This is a genomic window from Streptomyces sp. NBC_00080 (assembly GCF_045041255.1).
In the GTDB taxonomy this organism is placed as follows: Bacteria; Actinomycetota; Actinomycetes; order Streptomycetales; family Streptomycetaceae; genus Streptomyces; species Streptomyces coriariae.
The window spans coordinates 3,249,566-3,274,460 of sequence record NZ_CP108235.1; the positions used below are offsets into that span (position 1 = coordinate 3,249,566).

Genomic DNA, 24,895 nt, shown 5'->3' on the forward strand with positions numbered 1-24,895 from the left:
TCGCTTGCCCCGCCACCCGAAGGAGTGAACATCGGGAGAGAGTTGGCGGGCAAGTTCCTCTGGCGCGTGCAGCGGCCTTGCCCGGCAGGCCGGTTGGACGTGGGCGGCGGGCTTTGACAGTATTCGCCGCCACGTATTCCCGGAGTGCTTCATTCCTACCCAAACCAGGCGCCTGACCTGCGGTGGTACGTAAGTTCGGGGTGCGATGCCAGCCTTTCGCGAAGGCTGTGAAGGGGTCGTGCAGACTGTCCGAATGCGTACGGAACTTGTGTCGGAGGCCGGCGACCGGGCCCGCCCCAACGAGGACTTCGCGAGCATCGGACTTCCCGCCTCCGGACAGGGCGGTTCGCTCGTCCTGCTGGACGGGGTGACACCGCCCCCGGACGGCGCCGGCTGTCTGCATTCGGTCCCCTGGTTCACCGCGCGACTCGGCGGCGCCCTGACCGAACTGACCGTTTCACTCCCGGATGTTCCCCTGGCCGAGGCGCTCGCCCTTGCCATCGCGCGTACCGCCGGGGCCCATGCGGAAACCTGTGACCTTTCTCACCCGCGCACCCCGCAGGCCACCGTGGTCCTCGCGCGTTGGTCACCGCGGACCGTCGAATACCTGGTCCTGTGCGACGCGACGTTGCTGCTGACCGCCCCGGACGGCACGGTCACCCCCGTCCGCGACGACCGGCTGGCCCGTCTGCCGCGCGCCCTGCTGCGGAGCGCCGAGGTCGTCGACGGCACGCTCCGCAACCAGGAGGGCGGGTTCTTCACGGCCGCGGCCGACCCCGGGGTGGCCGCCCGCGCGGTCACCGCGAGCGCGCCGCGCGCGGAGGTCCGCTCGCTGGCCGCGCTGTCGGACGGGGCCGCCCGCTGGGCGGAGCTCTTCCGGGAGGGCGACTGGACGGACCTGTTCGGCCTCGTCCGCGAGGAGGGCGCGCAGGCGCTGGTGGAGCGGGTGCGGGCGCTGGAGCGGGCGGACGACGCCGCCGGCCGGGCGCTGCTGGGCCGGGCGAAGACGCACGACGACGCGACGGTGGTGTGTGTGGAGCTCTGACGGGCGGGCCGTGCCCTCGGCGCTACTTCTCCATCCCCCGGTTCAGCTGGTGGAGCAGCCGGGCCAGCTCCGAGACCTCTCCGCGGTCCCAGTCCGAGAAGTGCGTGACGTACCGCTCGCGGCGGGCCTCGCGGACCCGCCTCACCCGGGTGCGGCCCTCCTCGGTGAGGTCGACGAGCCAGGCGCGGCCGTCCGCCGGGTCCGGCGCGCGGGCGACCAGCCCGAGTTGCTCGAGGGCACGCAGCTGGCGGGACATGGTGGCCTTGCCGACACCGATGTAGCCGGCGAGTTCCGTGGCGCGCTGGCGGCCGCACTCCTCCAGCCGGACGAGGAGCCCGTAGGCGGCGGACTCCAGGTCCGGGTGGACCTCACGGGCCATCTCCCCCTGGTTGGCGCGGGCGCGGCGCAGCAGCACCGTGAGCTCCCGCTCCAGGGACAGGAACTCCCGGTCGCCCTGCTCCACACCGCGCGACGACGTGTCGGACCCGCTGTCGCGTCCGTCGCCGTTTGTGTCCTCGTGCACGTCAGCACCCCTGATCTCGCCGGTCGCCGCCATCGGCGCAGTTCTTGAGTATTTCGCAGGCAGGGACCGGCTGCGCTTCCCAGGACCCCGTTGCGGGTCCGCGGCGGAACCGGGAAGGCCCGGGCCTCCCTCACGGGACCCGGGCCTTCCCTTCTCCGGACGCGTCCGTCACGCCGCGACCGGAACCTCCGGCGCCGCGCCGTTCGTGGCGGGCGCGAGCGCCAGTTCCAGGACCTGGCGGACGTCCGTGACGGCGTGGACGTCGAGCTTGTCCAGCACCTCCGCCGGGACGTCGTCCAGGTCGGGCTCGTTGCGCTTGGGGATGACGACGGTGGTGACGCCCGCCCGGTGCGCGGCGAGCAGCTTCTGCTTCACGCCGCCGATCGGCAGGACCCGGCCGGTCAGGGAGACCTCGCCGGTCATGGCCACGTCCGTGCGGACGAGCCGGCCGGACAGCAGGGAGGCGAGGGCCGTCGTCATCGTGACGCCCGCGCTCGGGCCGTCCTTCGGGACCGCGCCCGCCGGGAAGTGGATGTGCACGCCCCGGTCCTTCAGGTCGCCCACCGGCAGCTCCAGTTCGGCGCCGTGGCTGCGCAGGAAGCTGAGCGCGATCTGCGCCGACTCCTTCATCACGTCGCCGAGCTGACCGGTCAGGGTCAGGCCCGCCGCGCCGGTCTCCGGGTCGGCCAGCGACGCCTCGACGAAGAGGACGTCTCCGCCGGCGCCGGTGACCGCGAGACCGGTCGCGACACCGGGCACCGCGGTCCGGCGCTCGGCCGGGTCCTGGGCGGACTCGGGCACGTGGTGCGGCCGGCCGATCAGAGCGCGCAGATCCTCGTCCCCGATGGTGAACGGCAGCTTCCGCTCGCCCAGTTCGTGCTGGGCCGCGACCTTGCGCAGCAGCCGCGCGATGGACCGCTCCAGGGTGCGCACCCCCGCCTCGCGGGTGTACTCGCCGGCGAGCTTGCGCAGCGCGCTCTCGTCGAGGGCCACCTCGTCCTTGTCCAGGCCCGCCCGCTCCAGCTGGCGCGGGAGCAGGTGGTCGCGGGCGATGACGACCTTCTCGTCCTCGGTGTAGCCGTCGAGGCGGACCAGCTCCATACGGTCGAGCAGGGCCTCCGGGATGGCTTCGAGCACGTTGGCGGTGGCGAGGAAGACCACGTCCGACAGGTCGAGCTCCACCTCCAGGTAGTGGTCGCGGAACGTGTGGTTCTGCGCCGGGTCCAGGACCTCCAGCAGGGCGGCCGCCGGGTCGCCCCGGAAGTCGGATCCCACCTTGTCGATCTCGTCGAGGAGCACCACCGGGTTCAGCGACCCGGCCTCCTTGATCGCCCGCACGATCCGGCCGGGCAGCGCGCCGACGTAGGTACGGCGGTGGCCGCGGATCTCGGCCTCGTCGCGGACGCCGCCGAGGGCGACGCGGACGAACTTGCGGCCCATGGCGTGGGCGACGGACTCGCCGAGGCTGGTCTTGCCGACGCCGGGCGGGCCGACGAGCGCGAGCACGGCACCGCCGCGCCGCCCGCCCACGACACCCAGGCCGCGCTCGCCGCGCCGCTTGCGCACCGCGAGGTATTCGGTGATCCGCTCCTTCACGTCGTCCAGACCGGCGTGCTCGGCGTCGAGGACGGCGCGGGCGCCCTGGATGTCGTACCGGTCCTCGGTGCGCTCGTTCCACGGCAGTTCGAGGACGGTGTCCAGCCAGGTGCGGATCCAGGAGCCCTCCGGCGACTGGTCGCTGGACCGCTCCAGCTTGTCGACCTCCTTGAGGGCCGCCTCGCGGACCTTCTCGGGCAGGTCGGCGGCCTCGACACGGGCGCGGTAGTCGTCGGACTCCTCGCCCTCCTGCTCGCCGTTGAGCTCGCGCAGCTCCTTGCGCACGGCCTCGAGCTGGCGCCGCAGCAGGAACTCGCGCTGCTGCTTGTCGACGCCCTCCTGGACGTCCTTGGCGATGGTCTCGGCGACGTCCTGCTCGGCGAGGTGGTCGCGCAGCTGCTGGGTGGCGAGCTTCAGACGGGCCACCGGGTCGGCGGTCTCCAGGAGCTCCACCTTCTGTTCGGTGGTCAGGAACGGCGAGTAACCGGAGTTGTCGGCGAGCGCGGAGACGTCGTCGATGGCCTGGACGCGGTCGACGACCTGCCAGGCGGCGCGCTTGCGCAGCCAGGCGGTGGCGAGCGCCTTGTACTCCTTGACGAGTTCGGCGACGTGCCCGGGCAGCGGCTCGGGGACGGTCTGGTCGACCCTCGTCCCCTCGACCCACAGCGCCGCGCCGGGCCCCGTCGTGCCGGCACCGATCTGCACGCGGCCGCGGCCGCGGATCAGCGCGCCCGGATCGCCGTCGGCCAGCCGGCCGACCTGCTCGACGGTGCCGAGCACACCGGTGCTCGCGTAGGTCCCGTCGAGGCGCGGCACCAGGAGTACCTGGGGCTTGCCCGGTGTTGAACGGGCGGCGGCCTGGGCGGCCTCCACAGCGGCGCGTACGTCGGTGTCGTTGAGGTCCAGCGGAACCACCATGCCGGGGAGCACGACCTCGTCGTCGAGAGGCAGCACAGGCAGGGTGAGCGGAGCGGACGTCGATGCCATGATCTCCCCTTAGGCAGTCAAGTTGAGCTATGCCGACTCAATGCACGTGAGTCTCCGAATGTTCCCCGGGAGGCGACCCGTTCGCTGTGGGCGATCACGACTGCCACGGTGGGCGACTTCGCCCTTACGGTCGGAGGTAATGGTTCAACAAGCCGTACGGCTCTTACCGAGCCACTCTCGGGGGGGTTCCTGTGGATGGTTTCGTCCAGGCATGGGTGGACGGGTGGGTCGTGTCCCGCGGGGCGGCTCCCCCCGTGGCCGAGCCGTGGGGCTGGACCGTCGACGTGGGAACGGGGGTCCAGCACGTCAGTCGGCACGTGTTCGGCTCGACGGACAGCGCGGTGTCGGAGCCGGCCGTCCGGAAGGTGGCGGGCGCGGTGACCGGGACCGGCGTGTGGCTGAAGGTGTTCGCCGAACCCGCGGCGGTCGGGCCCTGGCTGGGGTTCGGCTGGTGGATCGACCCCGAGCCCGGCTTCCTGATGACCGCCGCGCTCCCCGACGTCGCGCCGGGTTCCGCCCCCGACGGCTACCGGACCCGCACCTGGTCGCGCGGCGGCGTGACCCGCACCATGATCGTCGCACCGGACGGCTCTCTGGCCGCACGCGGCCAGATCGCCCCGACCGGCGGCACGGCGGTCGTCGACCGGATCGAGACCTCCCCCGGCCACCGCCGCCGGGGGCTCGGCGCCCTCGTCATGCGGATTCTGCAGCACGCGGCGCTCACGCAGGGCGCCCGGACCGGGGTACTGGGAGCCACACCGCAGGGGCGGGCACTGTACGAGTCACTGGGTTGGCGCGTCGAGTCATCGCTGACCAGCGCGAAGTTCACGGGAGACGCACGGGGGTGACGTCCGGCGGCCGGGAGGGCGCACCCTTCGCCGCCGCACGACGGGGCACGCCCCTCGCGCCCCCTCTCCGTACCCCGCCCACTTCCGGCATTCACCCCGAAGTCGCCCGCCGACCCGACCACAATGCGCGTATGACCGATGACTGGAAGCGACGTCTCGACGCCCTCCACGCCGACCTGGTCCGCCGTGACGACCCCGTCGCCTGGGTGACGGAGGCCGACGCCGTCGAGGCCTCGCGCCGCTATCCGCAGATCGCGCTGCGCGGACCCGTCTTCGGTGTCGCCGCACGGGACCGGACGGCCGCCGAGCCGGGCTGGCGGCTGCTGAAGCCGGTGGTGGACGGCATGCCCCAGCAGGCCCGGGACGGGCTCAACTCGCACCTGTGGTTCAGGGCGAAGGACGACACCGACGACCCGGCCGCCCGGCGCGAGCTGCTGGCGGCCGTGGCCGTGCTGGAGCGGGCCCCGGCCGACGAGGTGGAGGCGCTGGGCGTGCGCTACCGGGTGGTGCGCGGCGACGAGTTCGCCCGGACCGGCGACGACGGCCTGGAGCCGCCCCGGCCCACCGACCTGGAGCCGGTGAGCCCGTCGTGGGAGGACCCGGGCACCGCCCCGTCGCCGGACGTGGGGTACGTCCTGGACCCGGACCGGGACGAGGGCCCGATGGCGGGCGCCCTCCGGCTGGGCCTGCGCGACTTCACGTACACGGGTGACCGCTTCCCTCCCGATGTGCGCGCGGACTCCGAGTGGGCGGCCCGGACGCACCCGGACGTGGTGCGGCTGCCGGTCGGCTTCTCGGTGGCCGAACGCGACGGGTCCGACTGGACCCCGTGCGGGTCCCTGGCGGCGACCCCGCACGAGGCGCGCCGCTCGCTGTACGAGGGGATGGCCCGCGTCTGGGCGATGCTCTACCGCTTCGACGAACACAAGAAGGCCCTGTACGCGCGGGCCGCGGAGACGTTCCGGGCGGCCGGCCGGGCCGACGAGGCCAGCGTGGAGGACCGCCTGTTCCGGATCTGCCGCGTCGAGCGGATGGTCCGCCTGGGGCCCGACGGCCCCGAGCCGCCCCGCCCGTCGGACCTCGACGAGTACGGCCCGATGAAGCTCCACCCGACCCTGCACACGGACGGCACGGTCCAGTACGACGACTGACCGGCAGCGACCGGCACCGACCGACGGCCGCGGTGACCGTCAGCGGCCGGAGTGACCGGAGTGACCGTCAGCGGCCGGAATGACGGTCAGCGCCGGGCTGACGGTCGGCGCCGGGCGAAGCGGCCGGGACCGCGGCAGGCGGCGGAGCCACGGCCAGGTGCCGACACCTATCCCCAGCGCGATCAGGTGTCCCCAGTTCGTCATCGGGTCGGTGAAGGCGATCAGCTCCTGGAGCAGCATCCCGCCGAAGGCGGCGAGCAGCGGCCAGCGCAGCCACGGCCCGAGCAGCCCCGCCAGGGCGCCCACACTCGCGGCGACACCGAAGCTGATGCCGTAGTCGAGGCGGTGCAGCGAACTCTCGGGCAGGCGGCCCACGAGCACGGCCAGGCCAACCGGCACCTCGGTCGCGAGGGTGGCCAGGACATGCCCGAACAGGAAGACGACGGCCGTACGGACGCCGCCTATGCGCCGCTCCAGCGTCGTCAGGACGGCCAGGAAGCCCAGCGTGAAGGGGGAGGCGAGGCCGCCCGCCACCCAGAGAGCGCTGGCCACCAGCACCAGCACGGGTGTCCGGACCAGATGCGCGACATCGGTACTGGAGCCCTGGTGCAGGGCGTGCACGAGGGAGGGGCCGACGTGCGCGGTGAGAAAGGAGGTGCCGGCGAGGACGGCCGCGTACGAGAGGGTGAACGGGACGGGGACCCGGTACCGGCGGCGGGGGGCCGCCTCGGCGGGCGGCTCGGCGGGCGGCCGGCCGCGAGGCGGCGGGCGCTGGCCCGGGATGCCGTCCAGCAGCCCGCGGACGTCGGGCAGCGGCGGGCTCGTGGGTGCGGCCGTGCGTTCCACCGTGCGGCGCTCCTTCCGTTCCACCCCACCTTTCGCGCCGCGCCGGTCCGCTGTCTGTGACCGACACCACGCCCGAGCCGATTCACAGCAAGCTCCGAGACTTTCCCCAGCCGGTTCCCACCCGCCCCGAAGCCGCTCAGCAGCGACTCCGAACCCCTTCCGAACGGCTGTACGTCAATCTCATCCGCCGCCCACGGAAATCCCTCAACAAACCGTCAGGGAAGTGCCAGGATGGGCCGATGCCCATCCCGTACGACATCCCCGACGCGCCCGAAGTGCTGGACCGTCGCGAGGGCCCCTACGGTGAGGTCGTCCTGCGCCGGCACGGGGAGTTGCTCCAGATCATCGCGAACGGCTGCTTCCTGATGGACACCTCGGACGGCCGCTCGGAGCGGCTCCTGGTCGACGCCGCGCTGAACGCGCTGGACGGCCGCCTCTCGCCCGATCTGCTGATCGGCGGCCTCGGCGTCGGCTTCTCCCTCGCGCATGCCGCCGCCGATCCCCGCTGGGGCGCCGTCACCGTCGTGGAGCGCGAGCGCGCCGTCATCGACTGGCACCTCGACGGCCCGCTGGCCGCCCTCTCCGGGGACGCGCTCGCCGACCCCCGGTCGAAGATCGTCGAAGCGGATCTGCTCGACTACGTCAATGAGACATGCGACACGTTCGACGCGGTATGTCTCGACATCGACAACGGGCCCGACTGGACCGTCACCGAGGGCAACGACAGCCTCTATTCCACGGCCGGACTCGCAAGCTGCGCACGGGTGTTGAGACCCGGTGGGGTACTGGCCGTGTGGTCCGCCCGACCCTCTCCGGAATTCGAGGGAACCATGGGGAATGCCGGGTTCCAACAGGTGCGTACCGAAGAGATCCCGGTTGCCCGAGGCGTGCCGGACGTCGTACATCTTGCCGTCCGACCTGGATAGCAAAGCCGTGGTGACTCCCCGTACGCTGCACCCCTGACGCCGATCATTTACGCGTCAACCGCAGTCATGCGCAGACATGGGATCACCCCACTGGTTCCGGAAAGCACACTCAGGGGCGGGCGATGGAGCAGACACACACCGCACACAACAGCACGGCGACGGCGACGCCGGGCGCGCAGCGGCGCGTCCTGGTGGTCGAGGACGACCCGACGATCGTCGACGCCATCGCGGCCCGCCTGCGCGCCGAGGGATTCCTCGTGCAAACGGCGGGCGACGGCCCGGCGGCCGTCGACACGGCAGAGGCCTGGCAGCCCGACCTGCTGATCCTCGACATCATGCTGCCCGGCTTCGACGGTCTGGAGGTCTGCCGTCGTGTGCAGGCCTCCCGCCCGGTGCCGGTCATGATGCTCACCGCGCGCGACGACGAGACCGACATGCTGGTCGGGCTCGGCGTGGGCGCCGACGACTACATGACCAAGCCGTTCTCGATGCGGGAGCTGGCGGCACGCGTGCATGTGCTGCTGCGCCGGGTGGAGCGGGCCGCGATCGCGGCGACGACTCCGCGCAGCGGGATCCTGCGGCTCGGCGAGCTGGAGATCGACCACGCGCAGCGCCGGGTGCGGGTGCGCTCGGAGGACGTGCACCTCACGCCCACCGAGTTCGACCTGCTGGTCTGCCTGGCGAACACCCCGCGCGCGGTGCTCTCCCGTGAGCAGCTCCTCGCGGAGGTCTGGGACTGGGCGGACGCCTCCGGCACCCGTACCGTCGACAGCCACATCAAGGCGCTGCGGCGGAAGATCGGCGCGGAGCGGATCCGCACGGTGCACGGCGTGGGCTACGCGCTGGAGACCCCGACGCCATGAGTTCCGGGCCGGACGGGCCGAGAAGCCCCGGGGAGCCCTGGGGCCGGGTACGGCCGTTCTCGATCAAGACCAAGCTGGGTGCGCTGGTCGTCGTCTCGGTGCTGATCACCACCGGCCTGTCGGTGATCGCGGTGCACACCAAGACGGAGCTGCGCTTCATCACGGTCTTCTCGATGATCGCCACACTGCTGATCACGCAGTTCGTGGCGCATTCACTCACCGCGCCGCTGGACGAGATGAACACGGTGGCCCGGTCCATCTCGCACGGCGACTACACCCGCCGGGTGAGCGAGAACCGCCGCGACGAGCTGGGCGACCTGGCCCAGACGATCAACGTCATGGCGGACGAGCTGGAGGCGCAGGACCGGCAGCGCAAGGAGCTGGTGGCCAACGTCTCGCACGAGCTGCGCACGCCCATCGCCGGCCTGCGTGCCGTCCTGGAGAACGTCGTCGACGGCATCGCCGAGGCGGACCCCGAGACGATGCGCACCGCCCTGAAGCAGACGGAGCGCCTCGGGCGGCTGGTGGAGACGCTGCTGGACCTGTCCCGCCTGGACAACGGCGTCGTCCCGCTGCGCAAGCGGCGCTTCGAGGTGTGGCCGTACCTGTCCGGGGTGCTGAAGGAGGCCAACATGGTCGCCTCGGCGCGCGCCACGATGGGCTCGGGCGGCAACCACACGCGCACCGACGTCCATCTGCACCTGGACGTGTCCCCTCCGGAGCTGACCGCACACGCGGATCCGGAGCGGATCCACCAGGTCGTCGCGAACCTGATCGACAACGCGGTCAAGCACAGCCCGCCGCACGGACGGGTGACGGTGAAGGCGCGGCGCGGGCCGCTGCCGGAGTCGCTGGAGCTCGAGGTCCTGGACGAGGGGCCCGGCATTCCGCGCTCGGAGTGGCGCCGGGTGTTCGAGCGGTTCAACCGGGGAGCCGTCCGCCGGCCGCACGGGCCGGGCAGCGACGGCGGTACCGGGCTGGGGCTGGCGATCGCCCGCTGGGCGGTCGATCTTCACGGCGGCCGGATCGGAGTGGCCGAATCCGAGCGGGGCTGCCGGATTCTTGTCACCCTTCCGGGAGAGTTTTCCGTCCCAAGTTGACGTAAAGTTCGAACCGGAGCCACAAGATCCACCGACGTCCGCGCAGTCGGACACGTGTGATCAGGCAGCGGACCGTCCCAGGTCGGCACGGGTCCGCACGCTCAGCGTGCGCGACCTGCATCAACGCACCCCTTTTGACGCGCAACCGCGCTTGTTTCCCGCCATTTACAGCCGTGAAACGCTCTTTCCGATGTGACTTACGCGACGATGCACCGGCCCGGCCTGACCTTCCCCCTCCAGGGGGCGTAGCCTTTATTCCCGCTGTCCATCACCTTGTGAAGCGGAAGAGGGCGGTTGCCGCCGTGTCGCCACAGTCCCCCAGTAACGCATCGAGCATCTCGACCGACGCAGACCAAGCGGGCAAGAATCCCGCTGCCGCGTTCGGCCCGAACGAGTGGCTCGTCGATGAGATCTATCAGCAGTACCTCCAGGACCCGAACTCGGTAGACCGTGCCTGGTGGGACTTCTTCGCCGACTACAAGCCGGGGGCCGCCACTCCCTCGGCTCCGGCGGGTACTGCGGCCGCGGGGGCCGCAGCGACCACCACGCCCCCGGCGCCCGCCGCACCGGCCGCTCCGGCCCAGGCGGCGCCCGCTGCTGCGGCGCCCGCCGCGCCGGCTCCCGCGCCGGCCGCCGCCCCGAAGCCCGCGACCGCTGCTCCGGCTCCGGTGAAGGCGGCCCCGGCCGCCAAGCCGGCCGCCGCGAAGCCCGCGCCCGCCTCGGCTGCGGCCCCGGCCGCGCCGGCGCAGGGTCCGGAGTTCGTGACGCTGCGCGGCCCTGCCGCCGCGGTCGCCAAGAACATGAACGCCTCGCTGGAGCTGCCCACGGCCACGTCCGTGCGCGCGGTCCCGGTGAAGCTGCTGTTCGACAACCGCATCGTCATCAACAACCACCTCAAGCGCGCCCGGGGCGGGAAGATCTCCTTCACGCACCTGATCGGCTTCGCGATGGTGCAGGCCATCAAGGCCATGCCGTCGATGAACTGGCACTACGCGGAGAAGGACGGGAAGCCCACCCTCGTCAAGCCGCCGCACGTCAACTTCGGCCTGGCCATCGACCTGGTGAAGCCCAACGGCGACCGCCAGCTCGTCGTGGCCGGCATCAAGAAGGCCGAGACGCTGAACTTCTTCGAGTTCTGGCAGGCCTACGAGGACATCGTCCGCCGCGCCCGCGACGGCAAGCTGACGATGGACGACTTCACCGGCGTCACGGTCTCCCTGACCAACCCCGGCGGTCTCGGCACCGTGCACTCCGTGCCGCGTCTGATGCCCGGCCAGTCGGTGATCATGGGCGTCGGCTCGATGGACTACCCGGCGGAGTTCCAGGGCACCAGCCAGGACACCCTGAACAAGCTCGGCATCTCGAAGGTCATGACGCTCACGTCGACCTACGACCACCGGGTCATCCAGGGCGCCGCCTCCGGCGAGTTCCTCCGCGTCGTCGCCAACTCCCTCCTCGGGGAGAACGGCTTCTACGACGAGATCTTCGAGGCGCTGCGCATCCCCTACGAGCCGGTCCGCTGGCTCAAGGACATCGACGCCAGCCACGACGACGACGTCACCAAGGCCGCCCGGGTCTTCGAGCTCATCCACTCCTACCGGGTCCGCGGCCACGTCATGGCCGACACCGACCCGCTGGAGTACCGCCAGCGCAAGCACCCCGACCTGGACATCACCGAGCACGGCCTCACCCTGTGGGACCTCGAGCGCGAGTTCGCGGTCGGCGGCTTCGCCGGCAAGTCCCTGATGAAGCTGCGCGACATCCTGGGCGTGCTGCGCGACTCGTACTGCCGCACCACCGGCGTCGAGTTCATGCACATCCAGGACCCGAAGCAGCGCCGCTGGATCCAGGACCGCATCGAGCGCGCGCACAGCAAGCCGGAGCGCGAGGAGCAGCTGCGCATCCTGCGCCGGCTGAACGCGGCGGAGGCCTTCGAGACCTTCCTCCAGACGAAGTACGTCGGCCAGAAGCGCTTCTCCCTGGAGGGCGGCGAGTCCGTCATCCCGCTGCTCGACGCGGTGCTGGACAGCGCGGCCGAGTCGCGGCTGGACGAGGTCGTCATCGGCATGGCCCACCGCGGCCGTCTGAACGTCCTCGCGAACATCGTCGGCAAGTCGTACGCGCAGATCTTCCGTGAGTTCGAGGGCAACCTCGACCCGAAGTCGATGCACGGCTCCGGCGACGTGAAGTACCACCTGGGCGCCGAGGGGACCTTCACGGGCCTGGACGGCGAGCAGATCAAGGTCTCGCTGGCCGCGAACCCGTCCCACCTGGAGACGGTCGACCCGGTCATCGAGGGCATCGCCCGCGCCAAGCAGGACATCATCAACAAGGGCGGCACGGACTTCACCGTCCTGCCGGTCGCCCTGCACGGTGACGCGGCCTTCGCGGGCCAGGGCGTGGTGGCCGAGACCCTGAACATGTCGCAGCTGCGCGGTTACCGCACGGGCGGCACGGTCCACATCGTCATCAACAACCAGGTCGGCTTCACCGCCGCCCCGGAGTCCTCGCGCTCCTCGATGTACGCCACGGACGTGGCGCGCATGATCGAGGCCCCGATCTTCCACGTGAACGGCGACGACCCCGAGGCCGTCGTCCGCGTCGCGCGGCTGGCCTTCGAGTTCCGTCAGGCGTTCAACAAGGACGTGGTGATCGACCTCATCTGCTACCGCCGCCGCGGTCACAACGAGTCGGACAACCCGGCCTTCACCCAGCCGCTGATGTACGACCTGATCGACAAGAAGCGCTCGGTGCGCAAGCTGTACACCGAGTCCCTCATCGGTCGCGGCGACATCACCCTGGAAGAGGCCGAGCAGGCGCTCCAGGACTACCAGGGCCAGCTGGAGAAGGTCTTCACGGAGGTCCGCGAGGCCACCGCGCAGCCCGCCGCCGGCGACGCCCACGAGCCGCAGGACAACTTCCCCGTGGCGGTGAACACCGCCGTCTCCGCCGAGGTCGTCAAGCGCATCGCCGAGTCCCAGGTCAACATCCCGGACTACTTCCACGTCCACCCGCGCCTGCTGCCGCAGCTCCAGCGCCGCGCGTCGATGGTCGAGGACGGCACCATCGACTGGGGCATGGGCGAGACGCTGGCCGTCGGCTCGTTGCTGCTGGAGGGCACCCCGGTCCGGCTGTCCGGCCAGGACTCGCAGCGCGGCACCTTCGGCCAGCGCCACGCGGTGCTCATCGACCGCGAGACGGGCGAGGAGCACACCCCGCTCCAGTACCTCAACGACGAGCAGGCGCGCTACAACGTCTACAACTCCCTCCTCTCCGAGTACGCGGTGATGGGCTTCGAGTACGGCTACTCGCTGGCCCGCCCCGACGCGCTCGTGATGTGGGAGGCGCAGTTCGGCGACTTCGTCAACGGCGCGCAGACCGTGGTCGACGAGTACATCTCGGCGGCCGAGCAGAAGTGGGGTCAGACGAGCGGCGTCACGCTCCTCCTCCCCCACGGCTACGAGGGCCAGGGCCCGGACCACTCCTCGGCCCGCGTCGAGCGCTTCCTCCAGCTCTGCGCCCAGAACAACATGACGGTCGCGATGCCCACGCTCCCGTCGAACTACTTCCACCTCCTGCGGTGGCAGGTGCACAACCCGCACCACAAGCCGCTGGTCGTCTTCACCCCGAAGTCGATGCTGCGCCTCAAGGCCGCCGCGTCGAAGGCGGAGGAGTTCACGAGCGGCCAGTTCCGCCCGGTCATCGGCGACACGACGATCACCGACCCGGCGGCCGTGAAGAAGGTCGTCTTCTGCGCCGGCAAGGTCTACTACGACCTGGAGGCCGAGCGTCAGAAGCGCGGCGTCACGGACACGGCGATCATCCGCCTCGAGCGGCTGTACCCGCTGCCGGGTGCCGAGGTCCAGGCGGAGGTCAACAAGTACCCCAACGCCGAGAAGTACCTCTGGACCCAGGAGGAGCCGGCCAACCAGGGCGCCTGGCCGTTCATCGCCCTGAACCTGATCGACCACCTGGACCTCGCGGTCGGCGCGGACGTGCCGCACGGCGAGCGCCTGCGCCGCATCTCGCGCCCGCACGGCTCGTCCCCGGCGGTCGGCTCCGCCAAGCGACACCAGGCGGAGCAGGAGCAGCTGGTGCGTGAGGTGTTCGAGGCCTGAGCCTGCGAACCGCCTGACGAACCCGTCCGACGAACCTGTCGGACGACCGTCCGACGGCGAAGGGCCCGCCCCCGAGGTTTCGGGGGCGGGCCCTTCGCCGTTCGTCCGGGCCGTCGGCCGGTCGTCCGGGGTCAGGTCGTCTGGGGTTCGAAGTCCCAGTACGGCCGGTTGCGGGAGCGTGCCGAGATGGTGTGCACGTGCTGCTTACCCAGCGTCGCCTCGAGATCCGACAGGGCTTCCTGCTCGACCTTCTCCGCCTGGCGCCGGTCCCGCAGTCCGCGCAGATCGGCCGCGTACGCGATGCGGGCCGACAGGGTGAGCGGGTGCGTGCGCCCGAGCAGCTCGGCGGCCCGGGTCGCCGTGTCCCTGCTGAGCGCTGCCGCGCTCTCCGTGTCGCCGACGAGGTTGCGCAGGGCGGAGGCGTTGAGGGCGCACCCCAGACTCCAGGGATGGTTCTCCCCGACCGCTTCCGTCATGGCGGCCAGCGCCTGTTCGAGGAGGACGTGGGCATGCTCCCGTTCGCCCACGTTGCGCAGGATGAGCGCCTGGTTGGCGCGGGCTCCGGCCACGAAGGGATGGTCGTCGGCGAGCATCACCTCGTAGCGCGCGACGACGGCTTCGCTGAGTTCCCGGGCCTGGTCGATGTCGCCGTGCTCCCGGGCGAAGCAGCTCTGGGCACAGCCGAACATGAGGGTCCACGGGTGCGTCTCGCCCATGACCCGCTCGCCGTTGTCCAGAACGGTGCTGAAGAGCTCGCCTGCCCGCGCGCGATCGCCGTTGCGGTAGTGGCACAGCGCGAGGTTGTACTCGGCCTTCAGGGTCTGCGGGTTGCTGTCCCCCATCACGATCGCGTTGTCGCGGACGCTCTGCGCCTGGATCGATTCGGCCTCGGTGTAGCGGCCCAGCAGCCGCAGGTCGATGGAGTAGGAGATCTGCGAGTCGAGCGTCCACGGGTGACGCCCCTTCAGCACCAGGCGCCGCGCCTCCATGACCTGCCGGTCGATGTCCAGCGCCTCCGGGTACGCGCCGAGCAGACGCAGCGAGACGGCCACGTTGTTGCGCGCGTTGAGGGTGCGTGAGTCCTGTTCGCCGAGGAGCTCGTGGTAGGCCAGCTGGCTCCATCGGGACAGTTCGAGCGCCTCTTCGTAGCGGCCCAGGCCGCGCAGGTCGGCGGCGAGACCGCTGGCGAAGCGCAGGTGCTCCAGGTCCTGCGCTCCCCGTTCCTCCCGCAGCTGGTCGACGGCCGCGCGGTTGAGGGCCTCGGTGCGCGCGTACTCACCGCCGGCGCGCAGCACGTTGACGTAGTGGAACGTCAGTTCCCAGATCCTCGGGTGGCTCTCGCCGAGAAGCGAACGCCAGGACTCCATGGCGCGTTCGCCGAGCTTGATGCCGGCCGCGTACTCGCCGGAGAAGTACATGTAGCGCAGACAGTTGAGGACCAGGCCCTGGACACCCGAGTCCCGGCTGTTGAGGACGTCCGCGTACTTCAGGTGCGGCACGATGTCGGCGTACCGCTGCCACAGGCGGGTGTCGGTGGGCCGACGCGGATCGGCCGCGGCCAGCGCCCGGCGCACGACATCGATGAACTCGGCCCGGTCCGCGTCCGGCATGTCCTTCTGGACGATCTGGTGGACCATGCGGTGCAGGTAGAGAGACTCACCGGAGGAGACCACCTCGTCGCCGAGGGTCTCGTGGGACTCCAGGCGCACCACGGAGTACTGGCGGAGCTGACTGATCGCCTTGTTCCACAGCAGCGGGTCGTTGAGCAGCCTGGCGATCTGTTCGGGCAGGTCGCCGCTCGGCATCTCCTTGAGGAGGCGTACGGGGATGAAGCCGGGCGCGAAGAAGGTGCACAGCCGCAGGAGGTCGACGGACTCGGGGACGGTCTCGCGGAGTTTGTTCAGCAGTATCGACCAGGCGGTCTGGAAGGCGAGCGGGAAGTCCGCCGAGACCTTCACGACGTCCTGGTCGATGCCGCCTTCCAGCAGTCCGATGTACTCCTGGACCGACAGGTCGGAGTCGTTGAGCCAGCCCGCCGTCTGGTCCAGCAGCAACGGCAGGTCCTCCAGCGCCTCCGCGAGCAGGTCCGCCTCCGGCTCGGCGAGACGCGGCGCGCGGCGGCGGATGAACGCCACCGACTCGTCACGCGCGTACACCGGCACTTCCAGCAGCATGCTGTTGTGCTCGCTCCACTCGGGGTTGCGCGAGGTGATGATCACGTGCCCGGGGCCGGTGGGCACCAGGTCCCAGATCTGGTCGGGCTCGTCGGCGCCGTCCAGGATCAGCAGCCAGCGGGCGAAGGGGTCGCCCCGGCGCAGCGAGTCCCGCACCGCGCGCAGCCGCTCGCCGTACTCCTGCCCGGTCCGCAGGCCCAGTTTGGGGGCCAGTTCGGCCAGCAGCCGTCGGTAGGTGACCCGTTTCTCGGCGTTGACCCACCAGACGACGTCGTACTCGGAGCCGAAGCGGTAGACGTACTCGGCGGCGAGCTGGGTCTTGCCCACTCCCGACATGCCGTGGAACGTCACCACGCCCGCCCCCGGCGCCGCGCCCTGCAGCTGGTGATAGGCGTCGTTGAGGAGGGACTCGCGGCCGGTGAAGCGCGTGTTGCGGCGCGGCACCCCGCCCCACACCTCGGGCATGGACGCGGGGAAGCGCGGCGCGCGGCGCTCGACCGCTGCCGTCTGCGGGAGCGGTCCGGCGGGCAGGCCGAGCCGGTCCAGCAGGCGCCGCTCGGCCTCGTCGGCGCCCACGTTGATCAGTTCGACCGGGGCGAGTACCGCGGCGGCGGTGGGCACGGACGCCGTGGTGACGGAGACGGCCGCGAACCGGGACGGGTCGGGGCCCACGACCTCTCCCAGCGCCGCGTTCCACTCCTCGCGGGTGCGCGGGCCCAGTTGGAAGTACCACTCGCTGACGAGCACGAGGATCCGGCCCTCGGCCATCTTCAGGTGACGCAGCAGGTCCACGAGCGGGACATCCGCGGGCGAGTCCCATCGCTGGAACACCACGCGCAGCCCCCGGCGCTCCAGCCGGTCGCCGATCCAGGCCGCCCAAGCCCGGTTGAACCCGGCGAAGCTGATGGTGACGGTCTGATTCGCCGCCTCCCCCACGGTCGTCCCGACCGGCGTACGAGCTCCAGACATGCAGCGGCCTCCAGCGCGTAGTCCACGAAAATCCTAGAACCTCGGCGCATCGCTGGTAAGTGCGGCGGGCCCGCGAACGACACCTCGGCGCGACGATCTTTCCGCAGTGGACGGCTCGGCGCCGGTATCTTCACCCATTCGGCCGTGGCACGGACGGGGTCTGACGTCGTGTCCACAACGTGCGCGCGGCCTTCAGGTACGCCTGGGCCCGGGCCGTGTGGCCCCGGGGCGCGGGATGGGCGCCCATGTCCTCGTAGGCGGCGGCCATGGCGTCGACGAACCGCCGCCCGCGGGCGGTGAGGTGCGGGGCCCCGACGAGGGCGGGCAGGGCCGCACCGACCTGGGCCCGGTAGCGGGCGTGCTGGGCCCATGCCGACTCCTGGTGCGCGGGGTCGGCGGTGAGGGCACGGCGCTGGAAGAAGTCCGCGAGCCCCAGATGGGCGTAGGCGCCCTGCAACAGGCCGTCGAACGGGCGGGGATCGGGCCTCCATGGAGCGAAGTACCGTGCGTCCGGCCCTGCCTGATGAAGTGTCGTCAGGTCGCTCAGCGCCGCCAGTTTCGCGTGTTGGAGTTCGTGGACGAGAGTCCCGGCGAAGGCCACCGGCGAAGGCGGGGTGCTGCACAACAGCGCGCCGAACGCGTCGCGCCGGGTCGCGCTGCAGCCGCCGTCTCCGTCGCCCTCCGCGTCCGGCGGCATCTCCAGGGGAACCAGGCACCGCAGCAGCGCGAGCGCCTCCGCCACCCGGTGCGCTCCGCCCGAGCGCAGCGCGGCGGCCGTGCCCGACCAGGCCTGCAGCCACCGTTTGCGTTCCGGGTCGTCCAGTGTCGTCGGCACGCTCAGCGCGCGGTGGCGGGGATCGCCCCGTGCCGTGCGGTACGGGTCGAGGTCGTCCAGGGGCAGCGGATCGGCCTCGGGCACGAGCCCGGGCAGCGCGTGGGCCGGTGTCCACGCGAGCGCCCCGGACCAGGCGCCGAGCCCGCGTTCCGGAAACACGATCACGTCAGCGGCATCGGGCTGACGGAGCGTCACCCGGCCCTGGGTGCAGGTCGCCCGGACCGGCACGTCACCGGCTGTCGCCGTGCGCAGGGTCCCGAGAGAGGGAAGGTGGAGCACCCCGTCATGGGCAGTCAGCCCGGCGGTGAAGGGGATCCCGGCACGTGCGGCGGCCACGGCGGCGAGGCCGCTGAAGTGGGCCAGGGCGCGGCGGAGTTCGCGCGCGTTCTCCCGGGCGGGAGGTCGCTCCACCGGGTCCAGGCCGCGCAGACAGCTCAGGGCCCACGGTCCGGTGAGCGGGTACAGCAGGCGGGAGCGTGCGAAGGAGGGTTCCGGGCGGTCCGGGGTCTCGGGAGTTCGCAGACCGGAGGGCACGGCGCGGTCCGCCTCGGCCAGCAGCGTCCAGTCGTCCCGCAACCGCGACTTCTCCGCCGCGGAGCAGACGGCCGGGTCCGCCGCCTGAGCCGCGTCGAGCACGGCACGCAGCAGAAGCAGCCGCCGGGCGTCCTGGTCTCGGGCCAGGAGTGCGAGCGTTTCGGGGCCGCCCTCGGACCGGCCGAGTTCGTCGAGGGCCCGGTCCGGGATCGCCGGGAGAATCACGGGATGCCCCCTTCAGGTGAGCTCGGGACGACGGCGGCGACGGCGGTGGCCAGGGCAGAGGTGGCGGTGGTGGCGGAGGCCGCGGCGCCGAGCCGGGTGGCCACGTGGCGGATGAAGCGCTGGAGGTCGGCGCAGTACACGGAGGGGTTGCGGAAGCCGTGCCCCGCCCGGTACCGGTGGACGTGGTGACCGCCTCCGCAGACCGAGACCAGCGGGCAGGCGCGGCACTGCTCGGCGAGGGCCGCCGCGCCCGCCTGCCGGGCGCGCACCCCCGGATGCCGCAGGGCCTCGTCGAACCCGTGCCGGAAGACGTCCAGCCCGGTACGGGCCGCGCCCTCGTAGGCGGACTTCAGGGAGTCCACCTGCTCGATCGACCCGTCCGTCTCGACCACCACGGCGTCGAAGGGCTGCAGCCCCAGCGCCTCCGTGATCGCCGGCAGGCCGAGCAGCAGCGCGATGCACTCCTCGAACAGCCGCACCCGCGTCTCCCGACGCCCGGCCTTCCACCAGCGGTCGAAGACCGTGCACAGCCAGCCGCCGTACACCGTTCCCGTGCCGTCCCAGTGGGGCGGCGGCTCCGACCAGTTCCCGTGCGGCAGAAGCAGGTCCAGGGCCGGCGGGCGCAGGGCGAGCAGCGACTCGTACGTCTGCACCGGGTCCTGCGTGACGTCGACGACCGCCAGGATTCCGGCGTACGACTCAGGGAAGCGCTCGGCGACGAGGCGCGCCCCGCGTGCGGCGGCGGGCCACGAGGGGCGCCCCGCGTGGTCGACGCGCCGTGCGTTGTGGGCGGGGAGGCCTCCGTCGAGGCTGATGCCGACCCCGATCCGGTGCCGGGCCAGGGTCGCCAGGCGCGGTTCGGTCAGCAGGGTGGCATTGGTCTGGACGACGGCGCGGACCATGCAGCCGGCCGGGGCGCGGTCGCGGACCAGGGCGGTGAACCGGCCGAGCGTCTCCGCTCCGGCCAGCAGCGGCTCGCCACCGTGCAGGATCAGCGAGAGGGCGGTCAGGCCGTGGGTGCGCGCGTGCTCGGCGATGCGGGAGGCGGTGCGGTCCAGGACCTCCGGGGGCGCGGCGGCGGGGCGGCCGCGCCAGGTGTCGTCGGGGCCCTCGTAGAGGTAGCAGTACCGGCAGGCGAGGTTGCAGCGCCCATGGACCTTGACGATGAACTGCCGGAAGGGCACGTGCTGTTCCGCCACATCAGCACCCCCCGTCGTATGCCCGCGCCACGAAACCGCTCGTACGGGAACCGCTTCCCGTCCCGGGGGACGGCCCAAACGCGGAGCGGGTGACGCTGGCCGATTCGGTGGACGACACGACCGAAACCGGTGTGGCGCGCGGGAAGCACCCCGTGGTGGGCCGGGCGGGCGTTCAGAAGGAGTTGGCCCATCCCCAGAGCATCTCGCTCGGCCGCCTGGCCCGTTCGCGCAGATCCGCCAACACCTCTTGGAGCAGGGGGTGTTGGACCGTAGCCAGCTCGGCGAGACTCAGCTCCGTCAGGTCCGGCAGCGCCGACAGGTCTCCCGTGGGCTCCACGCGGTCCGTGCCGTCCGTACTGTCCGTGCGGTCCGAGCTGTCCATCTCGTTCCCCTCTCGTGCCGACGTGACCCGTACCGCCGCGTTCAGCCCAGTTCGGCCAGCCGCCGCGCCGTCTGCTCCGCCGTCGGCTCGCCCGTGCCCAGGTAGTCGTCCGGCAGTCTCGACCACTCCGCGCGGGCCAGTCGGTAGGCCTCGCGGGCGGCACGCGGCCGGGCGGCCGCCTCATAGGACATACCCCGCCAGTGATGCGCCTGCGCGCACAACTCGACGGCTTCATGGCGCCGCCGACCGGTTTCGGCCACCCCCTCCGCCTCCCGGGCCGCCTCCGCCGCGTCGCGGAAGGCGTCGACCGCGAGGTCGAGCCGGGCCGGGCGGCGCAGGCTGCGGTAGGCCTCGAACTGGACCTGGCCGAGGTCCAGTCGGCAGCGGGCGGCCAGCAGCGGATCGCCCGCCTCCGCCGCCGCGAGGCCGAAAAGGTGTTCTGCCTCGCGCAGGTCGACCCGGTCCCCGCGGGCCCGGTAGCGCAGCATCAGCGCGCGGCCGAGCAGCAGCAGCCGGTGGGCGACCTGGCGGCTGCCCGCCGGGGTCTCCATCCGGCAGTCCCGCAGCACGCGGATCGCCCGGGACAGCACGTCCTGCGCCCGTACGCCGGACTGGAGTCCGGCCAGCCGCAGCAGCGCCTCGCCCCACTCCGCTAGGACGTCGGCGTGCGCGGGCGCGTCGCGGGACATCCGCTGGGCGGCCTGCGCGAAATGGTCCGCTGCCACCTCCAGCTCCGCCGGTTCGCCCGACTCGGCGTAGCGGGCCACGGCGATCCGGCCGGCCCGCGCCAGCAAGGATGCGCGCCGACCCTGTTCGCGCACCAAGGCGAGGGCCTCGTCGACCCGGGCCTGGGCGTCGTCCAGCGGGCCGCCCGCCTGGAGCAGCGCGTCGATCAGGTCGAGCAGGATGCGCACACGCGCGCGTGCCGACTCGGCGGTGTACGGCTCCGTGCCGGTGTCCAGGGCGTTGCGCAGCGACTGAGCGCCCTGTTCGGCGTAGAGGCGCGCCTGGACGGGATCGGCGGTGGCGCCGGACAGACGCAGCAGGATCCTGCCGTGCTCCAGGGGAAGTTCGGGCGGGCGCAGGCGCCGGTCGGGCCAGACGTCGGCGAAGGCCTCCAGCATGCCGACGGCGCCCTGGAGCAGCGCGCTGTCCCCGCCGAGCCGCCACTGTGCCTCCAGGGCGCGCACCCGTTCCAGGGTGAGTTTCAGCGCCTGGTTCTCGTCGAGCCCGGGTGCGGCGCAGGCGACGGCGTACTCGCGGTCGGCGCGGCGCAGCAGGTCCAGGGCGCCGGTGCGGTCGCCGCGCCGCCTGCGGTCGGTCGCGGCCGCGTACAGCACCCGGGCCAGCACGGCCCGTTCGTGCAGCCGGCGCGGGTGTGCGGTCGCCCGTTCCGCGGCCGCCTCGGCCTCCTGGAGAAGGTCGTCGCCGCCCTGCACCTCCCACAGCCGCAGGGTGCAGTGCGCGTACTCGGCCCACAGTTCGGGGTCCGCGCCCGTCCGCTCGCGTTCGGTGGCGCCGCGCAGCAGCTGCACCGCGTCGATGACGTCCTGGATCATGCCCTCGCTGTCGAAGCGCTCGATCAGCGCTCGGGCCCTGCGGACCGCCTGGTGCGTCGGCCGTTCCACGGGCTGGCCCGGTCCGGTCCGGCTTCCGGGGCTCTCGAACTGCTCGGGCAGCGGCATGAACCGCCGCAGCACGCGGGCGGCGACCTCCGCGAAGGGCTGGGGCACGGAGGCCTCCTCGCCGTTGCCGCCGTTGTCCCCGTGGTCGGCGTGGTCGGTGTGGTCGGTGTTGTCCCGGCGGTCACCGTTGTCACCGTTGTCGCCGTCGTCCGTGCGCTGGGTGGTGGGTGTGTACGGGCGGCCGGCGCCGCCGTCGCCGAGCTGGGCCAGGGCGAGGGCCGGGAAGTTGGGGCCGCCCTTGCCGAAGCGCTGCTCGATGTACTCCGAGCAGTGTTTGAGCACCAGCATGGCCTCGTCGCGGCCCAGCCGGGACAGCAGAGCATCACGTACGTCGGGCTCGATGCGGTACCACTGGGCACCGCCGTCGGCGTACTCCTCCGACGCGCGCGTGATCAGGCCGCCGACCAGCACCTCGGCGAGTTCGGCCGGCCCGGAGTCGGGCAGCATCGTGCGCTGGACGAGCTGCATCACGGGCAGGCACAAGGGTGCGGCGGCCAGGTACACGGCGAGCCGGCCGGCGGCCGGGGAGGCGCTGGAGCTGAACCTGCTGACCCGTTCGAAGGGTGTGCGTCGGCGGTCGGCACGGGCCGCCGGGGCGGCCGGCTGGTCCGCGCGCACCCAGCCCACGGCCCCCGGGACGGGCCCGGCGCCGGCCCCGGACAGCAGCCTGGCCCAGGCGCCCAGGGCCACCGGCTCGGGCGGCAGCACCGGCACCGGCAGTGCTCCACGGCGCGCCTCCGCCGGGATCCCCGCGGGGGTCCTCACGCGCAGTGCGGCCGCTCCGCCCAGCGTCTCGCCGCGGCTCAACTCGCAGAACAGCACCGGCAGTCGGGTGCGGTTCCACAGGCGCTGCGGCAGCGGTTGGAGCACGGCGACCGGGCCCTGCCGGGAGAGGTGGTGCAGCAGCCGGTGCGCGTGGCCGCTGTGCCACAGCGGACCCGCGCAGTCACTGACCAGCAGGACGATCCGGCGGCCGGTGGGATCGCTGAGCCGGTCCGCGGAGTGCAGCGGCGCCGCGTAGGCGTCGGGGCTGCGGCTGACGGCCGGCTCACCGTCCGGCCCCTGGTGCAGATGACTGACCTGGATGTCGGAGAAGGCGCCCAACTGGCCGAAAACCTGCTGGAGTTCGATGAACAGCCTGTCCCACACGCGCATCGAGGAGGAGGCGTCCAGGACCAGTTGGAGCCGGGCGTCGCCCCGGGTGACGGCCCGGTACACGGGCAGGATCAGGCCGCCCGCCTGCGCGCTGCGCTCCGCCGTCGCCGTCTCGTCGAGCCGCATGCGCAGCGGCGGCGCGGGGCTGCGGTAGCGCTGCAACCGCCGTAATGCGCGCTGGAGTTCGAGTGGGGCGGGCAGTACGGGGGCAGCGGGCACACCCACCGGCAGCGCGGCGGCCCGTCCCGCGCCACGGGTCCGCTCCGCCCCGTCCTTCGGGACCGGGTACAGGCTCACCCGCCCGTCGGCCCCCACGTCCTGCGGCGACGGCTCCGGCCGTGCGGGGCGGTCCCCGCGCGGCCGTCCGTCCCCGTCCGGGCCACGTCCGCCGTCGGGCCGGGGCGTGGGCCGGGCACCGGTCCCGGCGGGCGGGTCCTCCTGGTCGGCGGCCTCGACCGGCCGGGTCCAGCGCGCCAGCCAGAGCGCGTCGCACAGCTGCGGCACATCGGGGTCGAGTCCGACGTCACGCAACCGCGCGACGAGTTCGGCGAGCGGATCACCGCCGCGCGCCACGGGAGGCGAGGCACCGCCGGGCTCGACGGTGCCGCCTCCGGCCGGGACGGCACCCGGGGGGCCGGGACGGCGGCCGTCGGGCGGGACGGGGCCGTGGCGGGCCGCTGCGTCGGGCATCAGGCCCTCACCTCGGGCGGTCGAGTCGCTGGATGAGCAGGTCGGCCAGACGGTCCCGACTGGGCGGCGCGGCCGCGTCGGTGAGGTAGATCGCGTTCAGCAACTGGTCCGCCGCGAGGAGTTCACTGCGCGACCGTTCCAGGAACCGCGTGATCAGGTCGTCCCCCGCGCGCGCCGCCTCGTCGCCGAGATGCGCGCGGACGAAGGTGGCGAGCCGGTTGTGGTCGGGGCGCCCCAACTCCAGGTGGATGCACCGGCGCATCAGCGGGGCCGGGAAGTCGCGCTCCCCGTTGCTGGTGAGCACGACGAACGGGAAGGCGCGGCAGCGTACGCGGCCGTCCCGCACCCGGACCTTCACCCCGTCGGCGGTCAGCACCTCCGCCTCGCCGTCCGGCAGCCGGTCGGCGATGCGCTCCAGCTCGGGAATGGCGAACTCGCCCTCCTCCAGCACGTTCAGCAGATCGTTCGGCAGGTCGATGTCGCTCTTGTCCAGCTCGTCGATGAGCAGCACGCGCGGGGTGTCGGAGGGCAGCAGCGCGGTGCCGAGCGGTCCCAGCCGGATGTAGCTGCCGATGCCCTCGACCGCGCCCGGCGAGCCCGCCGCCGACCCGAACCCGCCCTGCGCGGCGATCTGCACGTCCTGGAGTCGGGCGATCGCGTCGTAGTGGTACAGCCCGTCCTGGAGCGCGGAACGGCTGACGATCGACCAGCGCAGCACGTTGCCGAGGCCGAGTTCGTACGCCACCGAGTGGGCGAGCGTGCTCTTGCCCGCGCCGGGGCTGCCCGTGACGAGCAGGGGGCGGCGCAGATAGAGCGCCGCGTTGATCATCTCCAGCTCCTCGGCGCCCGGCCGGTGCAGTTCCGCCAGGTGCCGGTGGGCGCCGAGCCTGCGGTCCTGCGACCCGTCGCCGGAGCCGGCCGCGTCCCGGCTGGTGAAGTCCCGCCAGGGAGGCGGGTCGGGCAGCCGCTCGATGCCGTCGTGCGGTTCGCCGGCGCCTCGGTAGATGAGCCACTCACTGGATTCGGTCATGATCCGGTCCTCGT

The 24,895-nt window shown here is 72.4% G+C and carries 16 protein-coding genes; 7 read left to right on the forward strand and 9 right to left on the reverse strand.

Annotated features, from left to right (window positions below):
• Positions 1-253 precede the first annotated feature (253 nt).
• Positions 254-1,045, forward strand: coding sequence for a hypothetical protein (locus tag OHU34_RS14225; protein WP_142266152.1), 792 nt, complete (start codon positions 254-256; stop codon positions 1,043-1,045).
• A 22-nt stretch (positions 1,046-1,067) separates the two neighbouring features.
• Here OHU34_RS14225 and OHU34_RS14230 read toward each other — a convergent pair whose 3' ends face one another.
• Together OHU34_RS14230 and lon are read right to left on the reverse strand one after the other, a co-directional pair.
• Entirely contained in the window at positions 1,068-1,568 is a 501-nt protein-coding gene (locus OHU34_RS14230; protein ID WP_142266151.1) for a MarR family winged helix-turn-helix transcriptional regulator, read from the reverse strand.
• A 168-nt stretch (positions 1,569-1,736) separates the two neighbouring features.
• Positions 1,737-4,151, reverse strand: a complete 2,415-nt coding sequence (lon, locus tag OHU34_RS14235; protein WP_142266150.1) for an endopeptidase La — start codon at positions 4,149-4,151, stop codon at positions 1,737-1,739.
• Positions 4,152-4,342: 191 nt separating this feature from the next.
• Here lon and OHU34_RS14240 point away from each other — a divergent pair, with 191 nt between their 5' ends.
• Together OHU34_RS14240 and OHU34_RS14245 are read left to right on the forward strand one after the other, a co-directional pair.
• Positions 4,343-4,999, forward strand: a complete 657-nt coding sequence (locus tag OHU34_RS14240) for a GNAT family N-acetyltransferase (protein WP_405766652.1) — start codon at positions 4,343-4,345, stop codon at positions 4,997-4,999.
• A 131-nt stretch (positions 5,000-5,130) separates the two neighbouring features.
• A complete protein-coding gene (locus tag OHU34_RS14245) occupies positions 5,131-6,150 on the forward strand; it encodes a DUF5954 family protein (protein WP_142266148.1) in 1,020 nt (339 codons plus the stop codon).
• A 39-nt stretch (positions 6,151-6,189) separates the two neighbouring features.
• On the opposite strand, the gene OHU34_RS14250 is transcribed toward OHU34_RS14245, so the two are convergent.
• On the reverse strand, positions 6,190-7,020 hold the full coding sequence (locus OHU34_RS14250; RefSeq protein WP_405766653.1) for a rhomboid-like protein: 831 nt from the start codon (positions 7,018-7,020) through the stop codon (positions 6,190-6,192).
• 215 nt (positions 7,021-7,235) lie between these two features.
• Here OHU34_RS14250 and OHU34_RS14255 point away from each other — a divergent pair, with 215 nt between their 5' ends.
• The 4 genes from OHU34_RS14255 (at position 7,236) to OHU34_RS14270 (ending at position 14,003) form a co-directional block, all read left to right on the forward strand.
• Positions 7,236-7,922 carry a spermidine synthase gene (locus OHU34_RS14255; protein WP_142266146.1) on the forward strand — a complete coding sequence of 229 codons (687 nt, stop codon included), beginning with the start codon at positions 7,236-7,238 and terminating at the stop codon, positions 7,920-7,922.
• 122 nt (positions 7,923-8,044) lie between these two features.
• On the forward strand, positions 8,045-8,785 hold the full coding sequence (locus OHU34_RS14260) for a response regulator transcription factor (protein ID WP_020130720.1): 741 nt from the start codon (positions 8,045-8,047) through the stop codon (positions 8,783-8,785).
• Complete coding sequence (locus OHU34_RS14265; protein ID WP_020130721.1) at positions 8,782-9,885, forward strand: ATP-binding protein; 1,104 nt, start codon at positions 8,782-8,784, stop codon at positions 9,883-9,885. Before OHU34_RS14260 ends, OHU34_RS14265 begins: the two co-directional genes overlap by 4 nt.
• 302 nt (positions 9,886-10,187) lie before the next feature.
• Entirely contained in the window at positions 10,188-14,003 is a 3,816-nt protein-coding gene (locus tag OHU34_RS14270) for a multifunctional oxoglutarate decarboxylase/oxoglutarate dehydrogenase thiamine pyrophosphate-binding subunit/dihydrolipoyllysine-residue succinyltransferase subunit (protein ID WP_405766655.1), read from the forward strand.
• Positions 14,004-14,134: 131 nt separating this feature from the next.
• Here the strand turns inward: OHU34_RS14270 and fxsT are convergent, their stop codons facing one another.
• From fxsT to OHU34_RS14300, 6 genes are all read right to left on the reverse strand, one after another.
• Entirely contained in the window at positions 14,135-17,146 is a 3,012-nt protein-coding gene (gene fxsT / locus OHU34_RS14275) for an FxSxx-COOH system tetratricopeptide repeat protein (protein ID WP_142266144.1), read from the reverse strand.
• 130 nt (positions 17,147-17,276) lie between these two features.
• The gene (locus OHU34_RS14280) at positions 17,277-18,737 is read right to left on the reverse strand and encodes an aKG-HExxH-type peptide beta-hydroxylase (protein ID WP_405772254.1); all 1,461 of its coding nucleotides are present in this window, start codon (positions 18,735-18,737) and stop codon (positions 17,277-17,279) included.
• A complete protein-coding gene (locus OHU34_RS14285; RefSeq protein ID WP_230194696.1) occupies positions 18,737-19,939 on the reverse strand; it encodes an FxsB family cyclophane-forming radical SAM/SPASM peptide maturase in 1,203 nt (400 codons plus the stop codon). Before OHU34_RS14285 ends, OHU34_RS14280 begins: the two co-directional genes overlap by 1 nt.
• Before the next feature lie 172 nt (positions 19,940-20,111).
• Positions 20,112-20,321, reverse strand: a complete 210-nt coding sequence (gene fxsA / locus OHU34_RS14290) for an FxSxx-COOH cyclophane-containing RiPP peptide (protein WP_230194697.1) — start codon at positions 20,319-20,321, stop codon at positions 20,112-20,114.
• A gap of 41 nt (positions 20,322-20,362) precedes the next feature.
• On the reverse strand, positions 20,363-23,851 hold the full coding sequence (locus tag OHU34_RS14295; RefSeq protein WP_405766658.1) for an SAV_2336 N-terminal domain-related protein: 3,489 nt from the start codon (positions 23,849-23,851) through the stop codon (positions 20,363-20,365).
• Between the two features lie 7 nt (positions 23,852-23,858).
• Entirely contained in the window at positions 23,859-24,881 is a 1,023-nt protein-coding gene (locus tag OHU34_RS14300) for a MoxR family ATPase (RefSeq protein WP_020130728.1), read from the reverse strand.
• Positions 24,882-24,895 lie beyond the last annotated feature (14 nt).

Excerpts from the sequence above, each read along its gene's own strand:
- OHU34_RS14245 (WP_142266148.1), top strand. The coding sequence starts at position 5,131 with ATGACCGATGACTGGAAGCGACGTCTCGACGCCCTCCACGCCGACCTG.
- OHU34_RS14300 (WP_020130728.1), bottom strand. The coding sequence starts at position 24,881 with ATGACCGAATCCAGTGAGTGGCTCATCTACCGAGGCGCCGGCGAACCG.
- OHU34_RS14255 (WP_142266146.1), top strand. The coding sequence starts at position 7,236 with ATGCCCATCCCGTACGACATCCCCGACGCGCCCGAAGTGCTGGACCGT.
- fxsA (WP_230194697.1), bottom strand. The coding sequence starts at position 20,321 with ATGGACAGCTCGGACCGCACGGACAGTACGGACGGCACGGACCGCGTG.
- lon (WP_142266150.1), bottom strand. The coding sequence starts at position 4,151 with ATGGCATCGACGTCCGCTCCGCTCACCCTGCCTGTGCTGCCTCTCGAC.
- OHU34_RS14295 (WP_405766658.1), bottom strand. The coding sequence starts at position 23,851 with ATGCCCGACGCAGCGGCCCGCCACGGCCCCGTCCCGCCCGACGGCCGC.
- fxsT (WP_142266144.1), bottom strand. The coding sequence starts at position 17,146 with ATGTCTGGAGCTCGTACGCCGGTCGGGACGACCGTGGGGGAGGCGGCG.
- OHU34_RS14265 (WP_020130721.1), top strand. The coding sequence starts at position 8,782 with ATGAGTTCCGGGCCGGACGGGCCGAGAAGCCCCGGGGAGCCCTGGGGC.
- OHU34_RS14225 (WP_142266152.1), top strand. The coding sequence starts at position 254 with ATGCGTACGGAACTTGTGTCGGAGGCCGGCGACCGGGCCCGCCCCAAC.
- OHU34_RS14260 (WP_020130720.1), top strand. The coding sequence starts at position 8,045 with ATGGAGCAGACACACACCGCACACAACAGCACGGCGACGGCGACGCCG.